The 12,813-nt window shown below is 59.6% G+C and carries 4 protein-coding genes, 1 pseudogene and 1 CRISPR repeat array (1 of these 6 only partly in view); all 5 genes and pseudogenes read left to right on the forward strand.

Going from position 1 to position 12,813, the window contains the following annotated elements:
- Positions 1-58: 58 nt before the first annotated feature.
- Complete coding sequence (gene cas5c, locus M9Q49_RS13850) at positions 59-766, forward strand: type I-C CRISPR-associated protein Cas5c (RefSeq protein ID WP_254509348.1); 708 nt, start codon at positions 59-61, stop codon at positions 764-766.
- Positions 763-2,544 carry a type I-C CRISPR-associated protein Cas8c/Csd1 gene (gene cas8c, locus M9Q49_RS13855; RefSeq protein WP_254509349.1) on the forward strand — a complete coding sequence of 594 codons (1,782 nt, stop codon included), beginning with the start codon at positions 763-765 and terminating at the stop codon, positions 2,542-2,544. The genes cas5c and cas8c overlap by 4 nt, the downstream gene beginning before the upstream one ends.
- On the forward strand, positions 2,537-3,496 hold the full coding sequence (gene cas7c / locus M9Q49_RS13860) for a type I-C CRISPR-associated protein Cas7/Csd2 (protein WP_254509350.1): 960 nt from the start codon (positions 2,537-2,539) through the stop codon (positions 3,494-3,496). The genes cas8c and cas7c overlap by 8 nt, the downstream gene beginning before the upstream one ends.
- A gap of 21 nt (positions 3,497-3,517) precedes the next feature.
- The gene (gene cas4, locus M9Q49_RS36010; protein WP_390844010.1) at positions 3,518-4,222 is read left to right on the forward strand and encodes a CRISPR-associated protein Cas4; all 705 of its coding nucleotides are present in this window, start codon (positions 3,518-3,520) and stop codon (positions 4,220-4,222) included.
- A 15-nt stretch (positions 4,223-4,237) separates the two neighbouring features.
- A pseudogene (gene cas1 / locus M9Q49_RS36015) lies at positions 4,238-5,017 on the forward strand (CRISPR-associated endonuclease Cas1); the annotation flags it as partial.
- A 50-nt stretch (positions 5,018-5,067) separates the two neighbouring features.
- Positions 5,068-12,813: direct repeats of the CRISPR family, unit length 31 nt; unit sequence GTCGCCCGTTCACGCGGGCGCGGATTGAAAC; it runs 596 nt beyond the window's last position.

Below are 12,813 nucleotides of genomic sequence, written 5' to 3' on the forward strand. Positions count from 1 at the left end.
CCACATTTATACAATTGCTTGGTTTGGTTATGAATTGCTCAATCTGAGGTTCACTAAAATGGCCAAAGGAATTCGTTTACACGTGTGGGCCGAATACGCCCTATTTTCGCGACCTGAAATGAAGGTAGAGAGGGTCTCATACGACGTAATAACACCATCGGCTGCGCGCGGCGTCATCGAGGCAATCCATTGGAAGCCCGCGATCCGTTGGCGAATCAACCGAATCCATGTGTTGAACGAAATTCGCTTCACTTCCTTGCGGAGGAATGAAGTGGCGTCAAAGATACCTCGGGCCAATGTCGCCAAGGCGATGAAGGCGGGACGGGGCGCGCTGGCTCAGTTTATTGAGGAGGATCGTCAGCAGCGGGCCGCGACCATCCTCCGCGATGTGGCTTATGTGATTGAAGCCTCGTTCGACATCGTCGATCCCCAGGACCATCCGGGAAAACATCTCGATCAATTTAACCGTCGGGCCCGTGCCGGGAATTGTTTTCATCGCCCGTATCTCGGCACGCGCGAATTTCCCTGCCATTTCGCGCTGATCGAACCCGACGAGGAGCTTCCGACCAGCTTTTATACAAAAGAGTCCTCCCGCGACCTGGGCTGGATGCTGCACGACATCGATTTTGTCGCTGACGAAAAGGGCGGAGTCATCGCCTCGCACAACGACCAGCGATTCCGAGCCGAGCCGCGATTCTTTCGCGCCACGCTCAAGCACGGCGTGATCGACGTCCCCGCTCTCACTCCCGAGGAGGTCGTCGCATGAGCACTACCACTGCCTCCGGCGGCGGTCCGCTCGCCGCGCTCATTCGTTACTACGACAGGCTCCGCGAAGATTCGAAAAGCGGAATCGCCGAGTACGGCTTCAGCCAGGAGAAGGTCCACTTTGCCATTGTGCTGGAGACCGATGGAAGTTTTGTTGCCCTCGAGGACGTTCGCGAAACGAACGAAAAGGGAAAGCCGATTTTTCGCCCATTGATCGTTCCGGACGGTGGGGGACGGTCGGGAACTTCCGTTCAACCTAATTTCTGCTGGGATAACACCGGCTACGCGCTTGGCCGGGATAACAAAGGCAAGCCTGCTCGTTCCAAAGAGCTATTCGAAGCCTTTCGCGATTTGCATCTCTCTTTTCGCGATGAGTTGGAGGGAGACAAAGGCTTCGCCGCAGTGTGCAGTTTCCTGGAAGCTTGGAAACCAGCGCAGGCCGAGAAGCTTCCCAATTGGGAGGACGCGGCGGGAATGAACGTCGTGTTCAAGCTCCGCGGCAAGCCCGGTTATGTCCACCAAAGCGCTGTCGTGCGCAAGGCCTGGCTAAAGCGAGCCACGACGAGTAAAGCTGACGCCGTCGAGGAAAAGGACAATGAGCCACCGCAGCGCGGTTTTTCGCTGATCTCAGGTCAGGTTGACGAGCTCGCGCGGCTTCACCCGCTGATTGGCGGTGTCGCCGGCGCGAACACGATGGGTGCTGCCATCGTGTCGTTCAATCTCGACGCCTTCGAAAGCTATGGCAAATCGCAAAGCTACAACGCGCCTGTCAGCGTGCAGGAAGCCTTTCGCTATACCACCGCGCTTAACCGGCTCCTCAGCGATGATTCTCACCGCGAGCGCATCGGCGATGCGACTGTCGTTTTCTGGACCGATTCACCGGCTGCGGAGGAGACCTGCTTATGGTTCAAGAGCCTACTCGCCGGTGCTCCGCAAGCGACCGAGGATGCGCAAACCGTCGACCAACTCCGTAACTTCCTGCAGGCGACCCGTGATGGTCGACTGAGTGACGTCAGCGATCCTCAGGCGCCGTTCTACATCCTCGGCCTCTCGCCCAACGCCAGCCGGCTCAACGTACGGTTCTGGCTAGTCGCAACGGTTCAGCAGTTCGTCGATCGGCTCCTGCGTCATGATCGAGAGCTCGAAATTGTCGGACGCGAAGGTGAGCCGCCTCTCAGCATTCGCAGAATCCTGTGGGAAACCGCCCGCGAACCTAAGGACATTCCACCGCAATTAGCCGGTGAAGTTGCCCGTAGCATTTTCGGCGGCTGGCCTTACCCACAGTTTTTGTTCAATGCCATCGTCCGCCGCATCCGTGCCGACAGCGAGCTCAATCCGCGGCGAGCGGCTGTGATCAAAGCCTTCCTTATTCGCAATTCCCAACTGGAGGTTCCCGTGTCCCTCGATCCTCAACATACCGACCAAGCCTATCAATTGGGCCGGCTATTTGCGGCGCTCGAAAAGACGCAAGAAGACAGTACTGACGGCAAGCTCAATGCCACGATCAAAGACCGCTACTTCTCCGCTGCGGGAGCGACGCCGGCCAGTGTTTTTCCGCTCCTGCTAAAGCTTCATCGTCATCACTTGGCAAAACTTGATCCGCCAGGCCGCCGAATCAACCGCGAAAAGCTGATGACCGAAATCATGAGTAACATTCGCCACTTTCCTGCCTTTATGTCGTTGGAAAAACAGGGGCTGTTCTACATCGCCTACTACCACCAACGACAAGAATTTTTCACGAAGAAAGAAACCACCTCTCAGGAGACCAACAATGAGTAATGAAGCCAACGGAAACGCGCTGAAGAACCGCTACGACCTCGTCTATTTCTTCGACATTACCGATGGCAACCCCAACGGCGATCCTGATGCCGGCAACTTGCCGCGGCTAGATGCCGAAACCGGCCAGGGCTTGGTGACCGATGTCTGCCTCAAGCGCAAAGTCCGCAACTTCATCGGGCTCGTCAAATCAGAGGCGGAGAACTACGACATCTACGTCAAGGAAAAAGCCATCCTCAATCAGCAACACGAGCGGGCCTATGCCGCACTGAAGATCGATCCCAAGAAGCGAACCGCCAAGGGAAAGGACAAAGCCGAAGAAGATCGCAAGCTGACGCAGTGGATGTGCAACAACTTCTTCGATGTTCGCACCTTTGGCGCCGTCATGACAACCGAAGTGAACACCGGCCAAGTTCGCGGGCCCGTGCAATTTGGCATTGCTCGCTCGTTGCATCGCATCGTGAGTCAGGAGCACTCGGTCACGCGCTGTGCGGTGACCACCGAGCGCGAAGCCGAGAAACAGGATGGCGGCAACCGCACGATGGGCCGCAAATTCTCGGTCCCTTACGCGCTTTACCGTGTGCATGCCTTCATCAGTGCCAATCTTGCTAGTGGGAAAAACGGCACGGGATTTTCAGGTGAGGATTTGGAGCTCTTCAAACGCTCACTCAATGAAATGTTCGAGCACGACAAATCGGCCGCGCGGGCCAACATGCGGCCGGTGGCCTGCATCGCCTTCAAGCACAATGACGCTTGTGGCAACGGCCGAGCCGATCAATTGTTTTCGCGCGTTAGTTGTTTGCCGAAACCAGGCGTCCAGCCCCTTCCCGATCAGACGCCCAACGGTGACGGCGAAGGTCGTCCGCCTCGCTCCTTTGCCGACTATGAGTTGACCATCGAAGAGTCCGGCATGCCCGCGGGCGTGTCGGTCGAACGTTGGATTGATTGGAAGTAGCTGCCGTCAGTCGAGGACACCATGCCCGAATTGCTCCCGCTATCAGCATTGCAACACCTGCTGTTCTGTGAACGGCAAGCAATGCTGATCCATGCGGAGCAATTGTGGGCTGAGAATCGCCTAACGGTCGAAGGTCAACACCTGCACCAGAAGGCCCACTCATCGACCAGTGGATGGCGGAACGGAGTCTATATTGCTCGCGGCTTGCACCTGGCATCCGAGCGGTTGGGCTTGGTGGGAGCGGCCGATGTCGTTGAGCTAACTCCTCCGCTTGGCGACTCGCAGGTATCGCAGCCACTTCGTTTGACTTGCGCCGAGCTATCTCGATGGTCAATCTTGCTAGTTGAATACAAGCGTGGTCGTGCTAAGAAAGACCACAGCGACCGAGTACAACTGTGCGCGCAAGCGATATGCCTGGAAGAAATGCTGCAAGTTTCGATCGGCCGAGGATCGCTGTTCTATGGTGAAAAACGCCGGCGTGTCGAAGTGTTGTTCGATGTCGAGTTACGAACTCGGACTGCGGATGCCGCAAATCGCCTGCACCAATTATTCGCGGCGGGAGTGACTCCACGTGCTCGACGCGAGTCCAAGTGTGACTCTTGTTCTTTGTTGCATCTTTGCCTTCCCGCTGCCGCCGCCCGCGGAAACTCCACCTCGTCATTTGTCCGCGAGTCATTTCGCAAACATCTGGCTGCGGAAGCGCCTGCCACCGACCCTCAGCTGTAGCAAAGCATCCCTCACATGAAACAACACTTAAACACGCTCTTCGTGACGACGGAAGGAGCCTACCTTGCCAAGGATGGGCAGGCTGCCGTTGTCCGCCACCAAAAGCAGGACCTGCTCCGGGTTCCTCTGCATAACCTCGATGGGATTGTCTGCCTGGCGCGAGTGGGGAGGAGTCCCTATTTGATGGCCGCGTGCGCGGCCGGCGGGGTTCGTATCTCTTTTTGCAACACGCATGGCCGCTTTCAAGCAGCCGTAATCGGATTCCAGCCTGGCAATGTGCTGCTGCGTCGCCAGCAGTTTCGCGTTGCCGACGATGAACCAGCCGCGTTGGCAATTGCAGCGCCGATGATTGCCGCCAAAATCGCCAACTGCCGCAGCGTCTTGCTTCGGGCGATCCGCGACAGCCCAAGTGTGAATGATGTGTTGGAACCGATTACGAAACGCTTAGCCTTTCAGATCGACTTTGCTCGCGGCAGCAGTTCGCTGGATCAGCTCCGCGGTATTGAAGGTGATTCGGCTGCTTCCTATTTTGGCGTGTTCTCACATTTGATGACCGCCAAGGACGTAGGTTTCTCGTTTGGCAATCGTTCGCGTCGGCCTCCTCTCGACCCCGTAAATTCACTGCTTTCCTTTTTGTATGCCATGCTGGCTCACGATGCACGATCGGCCTGCGAAGCGGCTGGCCTCGATGCTGCCGTCGGCTTTTTGCACCGGGACCGACCAGGCCGTCCGGGGCTCGCACTCGATCTAATGGAGGAGTTTCGACCGTTTCTTGTAGATCGGCTGGTGCTGTCACTTATCAATCGCCGGCAGTTGTCGCTCAGTGATTTTGTCACCACGGCTTCAAGCGCTGTTCACGCGGGCGCGGATTGAAACGCGCGCAAAGCCGCGATCCCGATGCGGCGCCGCTGTCGCCCGTTCACGCGGGCGCGGATTGAAACAAATCAAAGCGCAACTCAATGATGAAAAAGGGCGGTCGCCCGTTCACGCGGGCGCGGATTGAAACAACATCAAGCACCCCAAGGCAACGGAGTAGAGCACGTCGCCCGTTCACGCGGGCGCGGATTGAAACTTCGCCGTCACTGGAATGCGTCTTGGCGGCCTGCCGTCGCCCGTTCACGCGGGCGCGGATTGAAACATCTGAGCACGATTCGCCTGCTGAGTTGGAATACGGTCGCCCGTTCACGCGGGCGCGGATTGAAACATAGAGCAACTGAGCTGCTGTGCCCGTTTGTCCGGGTCGCCCGTTCACGCGGGCGCGGATTGAAACGCTATGGTCTGTGATTTTTCTGTTCGCCATCTCACCGGTCGCCCGTTCACGCGGGCGCGGATTGAAACTTCGTCGTCTTCTCGATCAGCTTTCGATTGCGGGGTCGCCCGTTCACGCGGGCGCGGATTGAAACTGCTTCATCGCATACATCCCGGTCAGTGTCCTTGGGGCGTCGCCCGTTCACGCGGGCGCGGATTGAAACTAAAAATCGACACTCTGTCGCGGCAGCATTGCGGGTCGCCCGTTCACGCGGGCGCGGATTGAAACATTTCGGCGGCTTGCATTAATACAACGTGAGCCACGTCGCCCGTTCACGCGGGCGCGGATTGAAACGCTCTGGCAATGATTCGAAGGCCCGCATCACGGCGTCGCCCGTTCACGCGGGCGCGGATTGAAACATCAAAACGTCAGTCGCTTCCACGGGTGTGCCAGTGTCGCCCGTTCACGCGGGCGCGGATTGAAACTTCTCTAAGAGGAACCAGGCGTAGAAGTCACCCGCTGTCGCCCGTTCACGCGGGCGCGGATTGAAACTATGAATGCTTGAGCCAGCTACCGCAGCAAACGACTACTGTCGCCCGTTCACGCGGGCGCGGATTGAAACTATGAAGGGCTAACGGTCGAGAATCTGAGCGACGTCGCCCGTTCACGCGGGCGCGGATTGAAACACAGTCAACCCCGTGGCGCCGAGCTCTCGGCACGCAGTCGCCCGTTCACGCGGGCGCGGATTGAAACACCTTGTCTTTGTACTTGCTGTACTTGAGTCCGATGGTCGCCCGTTCACGCGGGCGCGGATTGAAACCGCGTAGATTGCGTACATCTTGTTCGCAGTCTGTTGTCGCCCGTTCACGCGGGCGCGGATTGAAACCACCAAAACGGCGATGTACGAATCGGGATTTTGGTCGCCCGTTCACGCGGGCGCGGACTGAAACATATTAGCCCGAAACTTTTGAGAATAACCAGCAGGTCGCCCGTTCACGCGGGCGCGGATTGAAACTTCTCTGCCGCTTCGGCTGCCGCCGCCTCTCGCGTCGCCCGTTCACGCGGGCGCGGATTGAAACTTCATGTACCTGTGGATCCGCTCGTTCTTGCAGGTCGCCCGTTCACGCGGGCGCGGATTGAAACAGCAATTCGCGTTTTCTTCGGACGACGACGAAGAGGGTCGCCCGTTCACGCGGGCGCGGATTGAAACACTTGCTTGAACACCTTGGCCAATTCATCGCCGTTGTCGCCCGTTCACGCGGGCGCGGATTGAAACAGCAATTCGCGTTTTCTTCGGACGACGACGAAGAGGGTCGCCCGTTCACGCGGGCGCGGATTGAAACAAGTTGCTCGTGCGCCTTGAGATAGCCAGCTTTGAGTCGCCCGTTCACGCGGGCGCGGATTGAAACGTTTTGCGTGTTGGTGGCATGCCCTGGTGGTCCACCAGTCGCCCGTTCACGCGGGCGCGGATTAAAACATTTTCGGCGGCCGTCAATGAAGTGGTGCAGACACGGTCGCCCGTTCACGCGGGCGCGGATTGAAACTTCGGTGGCGTGCCGTAGATCAACCGAAATCGCCACTGTCGGGCCGCGTGCGAGCTGTCGCCCGTTCACGCGGGCGCGGATTGAAACCTCGTCATCTCCTTCGACAGCCCGAAAGCCGGGGGCGGTCGCCCGTTCACGCGGGCGCGGATTGAAACACCCCATCGACTAGTTACAGCTCGATGAACGACGTGGTCGCCCGTTCACGCGGGCGCGGATTGAAACCAGCTGTTCGTGACGCTGAATCGCCAGCCGTGTTGTCGCCCGTTCACGCGGGCGCGGATTGAAACTGCCCCTGGAGCTTTGCAAGAGCCTCGGCAACCCAGTCGCCCGTTCACGCGGGCGCGGATTGAAACCGGTCATCGAACCGCTGCTGGACGCCAACAGCACAACGTCGCCCGTTCACGCGGGCGCGGATTGAAACATTTAGGGCTTGAGCACGATCGAATTGACGGCCCATGTCGCCCGTTCACGCGGGCGCGGATTGAAACCAATAACGCCCCGCTAGAATGACCTGAGCATCACGTCGCCCGTTCACGCGGGCGCGGATTGAAACTGCCGCCGCGTCGTTTGTGAGCGATGAACATCTCGTCGCCCGTTCACGCGGGCGCGGATTGAAACTCTCACTCTGGCAACCAATGGCTCGCCGTTCAGCGGTCGCCCGTTCACGCGGGCGCGGATTGAAACTCCTGCTGATCTTGCTCACCAGCAAAACGCAGACGTCGCCCGTTCACGCGGGCGCGGATTGAAACAACCCGGCCTGGAACTATTTGTTTGAAGTGATCTAGTCGCCCGTTCACGCGGGCGCGGATTGAAACACACTGTCGGATGGTACGCGCTGCGAGCTGTATCACGTCGCCCGTTCACGCGGGCGAGGATTGAAACTTCAACGACACCGAGCACGCGCCCGAGGAAATTCCGTCGCCCGTTCACGCGGGCGCGGATTGAAACTTTCGTCGTCGCCGCTGCTAAATCTCTAGCGAGTGTCGCCCGTTCACGCGGGCGCGGATTGAAACCACTGATCGTTCGTCGCGTCGTAGTTTGCGGCGAGTCGCCCGTTCACGCGGGCGCGGATTGAAACAACAAAGGCTACGAGAATCAACGCGAGGTCGAAGTCGCCCGTTCACGCGGGCGCGGATTGAAACCAGTTGATCGCGATACCAACCTGCGTCGGCGTCCGTCGCCCGTTCACGCGGGCGCGGATTGAAACTTAGTGAAAGGGTTTTGTAAAATGGCAGTCGAAAAGTCGCCCGTTCACGCGGGCGCGGATTGAAACTTCGATGCTTCTGGAATGACGATGGATCAATGTCAGGTCGCCCGTTCACGCGGGCGCGGATTGAAACATCAGCAGCCATTCGTAACGATGGGTAGTCGGTGGTCGCCCGTTCACGCGGGCGCGGATTGAAACATCCCGCGATCATTGCGGAGCGCGTCGAGGCCGTCGTCGCCCGTTCACGCGGGCGCGGATTGAAACTTCCGCCCCTGCAGTCGATGTCTCGGCACTGGCGGTCGCCCGTTCACGCGGGCGCGGATTGAAACCGTTGCCAGATCGGCAATCGGCAAAACGAAGAAGCCGTCGCCCGTTCACGCGGGCGCGGATTGAAACGCAACTTGCGGCCGCTGTAACTGCGCCGGAAACCCTGTCGCCCGTTCACGCGGGCGCGGATTGAAACATCTGGTTTCGGAAGCGATCGGCACTGAATGACGAGTCGCCCGTTCACGCGGGCGCGGATTGAAACATTGCCACGACGAAGACCATTGCCCAAAGATTGTGTTGTCGCCCGTTCACGCGGGCGCGGATTGAAACTTACAGAACTTCGCGAGTCCGCAGTTAAGCTTTCTGGTCGCCCGTTCACGCGGGCGCGGATTGAAACCTGAAAGCATACGCATCGTTGGCGATGTCTGGTGTCGCCCGTTCACGCGGGCGCGGATTGAAACGCTTTCGCGTGCTCTGCGGTGCTGCTGGTCGGCTCGTCGCCCGTTCACGCGGGCGCGGATTGAAACACCTTCTGCGGATCGAAGGCAATGGCGCCGGTGGCTGTCGCCCGTTCACGCGGGCGCGGATTGAAACTCTTGCATTGGGCTGCCTCGGCTTTGGACCGTTTGGTCGCCCGTTCACGCGGGCGCGGATTGAAACGCTTGACTTACGCAGCTCGCACGGACCTGTCTGACGTCGCCCGTTCACGCGGGCGCGGATTGAAACAGCAACATCGGCGAGCGAAAAGGCGAATCTGACCGTCGCCCGTTCACGCGGGCGCGGATTGAAACTGTGCATAAATCTCGGACAGCCTCAACTTCTTGCGGTCGCCCGTTCACGCGGGCGCGGATTGAAACATCCTCAGCGCTGAGGCCGTTAGGGTCATGGTCCCGTCGCCCGTTCACGCGGGCGCGGATTGAAACTGTCTGCCACTTCTTTAAACGCGTCCGACGAGTGTCGCCCGTTCACGCGGGCGCGGATTGAAACATAAAGTGGCCGAGGCGGGAGTCGAACCCGCTATCGTCGCCCGTTCACGCGGGCGCGGATTGAAACATTAACGAACCGGCCGCCGACTATCACGCCAAGCGGTCGCCCGTTCACGCGGGCGCGGATTGAAACTCGTCATCGATGGCCGCGACGAAACGAACATCAAGTGTGCCCGTTCACGCGGGCGCGGATTGAAACGCAGCGACGTCGAGGCGCTCGACCGAAAATCCCCGTCGCCCGTTCACGCGGGCGCGGATTGAAACTCAATGACTGCCTTGCCCTTTTTCCGCCTGTAGGGTCGCCCGTTCACGCGGGCGCGGATTGAAACACTTCCTCCGTCGCGGCGCGCTCGACGTCTGCCTGGTCGCCCGTTCACGCGGGCGCGGATTGAAACAGATTGATGATCTGCGTATTGCGTTGCGACAGTTGTCGCCCGTTCACGCGGGCGCGGATTGAAACTTCATCGGGAGCGGAATTATCATTGGCTTCGACGTCGCCCGTTCACGCGGGCGCGGATTGAAACACCCCGCAGAACTCGAATTAGGTCGGAAAGGTCGGTCGCCCGTTCACGCGGGCGCGGATTGAAACCTCGAATACGTCGAGGGAGACGGCTTCCTTGAGCGTCGCCCGTTCACGCGGGCGCGGATTGAAACCAAATGCTGCTGTCAGCCCCGCTCTGCCAACTCCGTCGCCCGTTCACGCGGGCGCGGATTGAAACATCCAGAAGATGTTGAGCGATATTTGGCCGAGCCGGTCGCCCGTTCACGCGGGCGCGGATTGAAACCTGTTCGACGAGCTGGTTGTTGAGGAGGATCTGTGGGGTCGCCCGTTCACGCGGGCGCGGATTGAAACTGAATTTGCGGGCGCGGCAAGTCTTCACGGGCAGCGTCGCCCGTTCACGCGGGCGCGGATTGAAACATTTCGGGCGGCTTTGCTATTGGCGGCCCGGATGGTCGCCCGTTCACGCGGGCGCGGATTGAAACTTACAACACAGGAGGCTAATTCGGTGAAATCAAAGTCGCCCGTTCACGCGGGCGCGGATTGAAACATCTCGTAACCAGCCGGCACTTTGAAGACTTGCGTCGCCCGTTCACGCGGGCGCGGATTGAAACATATTCAGCAGTTGCTGGCCTACAAAAATCAGCAGTCGCCCGTTCACGCGGGCGCGGATTGAAACTTCCGCGGGATGTGGATGAACGCGAGAGCCGCTTGTCGCCCGTTCACGCGGGCGCGGATTGAAACGATGAATTGACAATTGAGGAGGACCTGTGGGGGCGTCGCCCGTTCACGCGGGCGCGGATTGAAACAGCGATAGCGGGACTACTGCCTGTCGCTGCAAGGTCGCCCGTTCACGCGGGCGCGGATTGAAACAAATTGCAGCGTCAACAACAACACACTAACGGTGGTCGCCCGTTCACGCGGGCGCGGATTGAAACTGCGTAGTAGGTCAGTTTGAGCCGATCCAGGCCAGTCGCCCGTTCACGCGGGCGCGGATTGAAACATACAACACAGCAGGAGAGTTCGACGCATGAAAGTCGTCCGTTCACGCGGGCGCGGATTGAAACCTTGTCGGGACCGAACTTCAACTCGGACTCTCCCGTCGCCCGTTCACGCGGGCGCGGATTGAAACATCCCTGGCGGCGGCGGAATGCTCGATACAACCGGTCGCCCGTTCACGCGGGCGCGGATTGAAACACCCGTATGCTTGGCCGTTCTTTCCCTCTGACCAAATCGTCGCCCGTTCACGCGGGCGCGGATTGAAACTCAGTAGACAGCAGTCTTGGCGACGCCCGAAACCTGGTCGCCCGTTCACGCGGGCGCGGATTGAAACCTCAAGACGCTCACCGCAGAGACGCCGGCCCGCGGTCGCCCGTTCACGCGGGCGCGGATTGAAACGGTCTTGTACGCAGCCTTGCCGCTGAAGTCGTACGGTCGCCCGTTCACGCGGGCGCGGATTGAAACAACAACTATGTGCAGATCGTGCCCGTCACGAAGTGTCGCCCGTTCACGCGGGCGCGGATTGAAACATGATCCAAGCGGCTGGATGGGATATGCAATTATGTCGCCCGTTCACGCGGGCGCGGATTGAAACTCTTGGCGAACGCCTTTGCTCGCTCGGGGTCGGGTCGCCCGTTCACGCGGGCGCGGATTGAAACACGATCTTGTGACAGATGAACAGCGGCAGCAGCTTGTCGCCCGTTCACGCGGGCGCGGATTGAAACATCCAGTACAGCGGCCACGGTACGCAGGTGCCGAATGTCGCCCGTTCACGCGGGCGCGGATTGAAACATTTTCTCCCCGCTAAATGTGTCCGCCCCAAGCGGCGTCGCCCGTTCACGCGGGCGCGGATTGAAACCAGATATCGCTGTGCTTGTCGAGCCAAACTTGAGTCGCCCGTTCACGCGGGCGCGGATTGAAACTGTTCGACCAAAGCCCAAGGCGTGCTGGCGGGGATTGTCGCCCGTTCACGCGGGCGCGGATTGAAACAAGAAGCCAGCGATCGCCGCTGCGGCGCCAGTCGCCGTCGCCCGTTCACGCGGGCGCGGATTGAAACATGTCAGCCATCGCCTTGTCGTCCTCGTCATAGAGTCGCCCGTTCACGCGGGCGCGGATTGAAACATGTCAGCCATCGCCTTGTCGTCCTCGTCATAGAGTCGCCCGTTCACGCGGGCGCGGATTGAAACACCGAATACACAACCCGATATTTGTCGCCATCGTGTCGCCCGTTCACGCGGGCGCGGATTGAAACACCTGCAAAAGCGGCCAAGTGATCAACGCCCCCGAGAGTCGCCCGTTCACGCGGGCGCGGATTGAAACCGCTATGTGTTGACGTCGATCACATCGACCTGCAGGTCGCCCGTTCACGCGGGCGCGGATTGAAACTATTCGGTCTGCAGTTGATAACGCGTGCCTACCTGTCGCCCGTTCACGCGGGCGCGGATTGAAACATTTCATCTGCCCCACAGAAGCATGAACCAAGCCCGTCGCCCGTTCACGCGGGCGCGGATTGAAACTCTGTATTCGTCGCCGTAGGCATTCTCTGCCCACGTCGCCCGTTCACGCGGGCGCGGATTGAAACCTCGCTTGGGCCTGTTCGACCCGGCGAGGGTGTGGCGGTCGCCCGTTCACGCGGGCGCGGATTGAAACACTTGGCCGTGAGTCCTTTGACTCGTCACCTTCGGTCGCCCGTTCACGCGGGCGCGGATTGAAACACCTTTGACGATGACCAGCAGAACCGCGACACGTTGTCGCCCGTTCACGCGGGCGCGGATTGAAACCATCACATGGCCGATCAGAGCATGGCCCCTTACCGTCGCCCGTTCACGCGGGCTCGGAT

Origin of the sequence: Anatilimnocola floriformis (assembly GCF_024256385.1) — a bacterium.
In the GTDB taxonomy this organism is placed as follows: Bacteria; Planctomycetota; Planctomycetia; order Pirellulales; family Pirellulaceae; genus Anatilimnocola; species Anatilimnocola floriformis.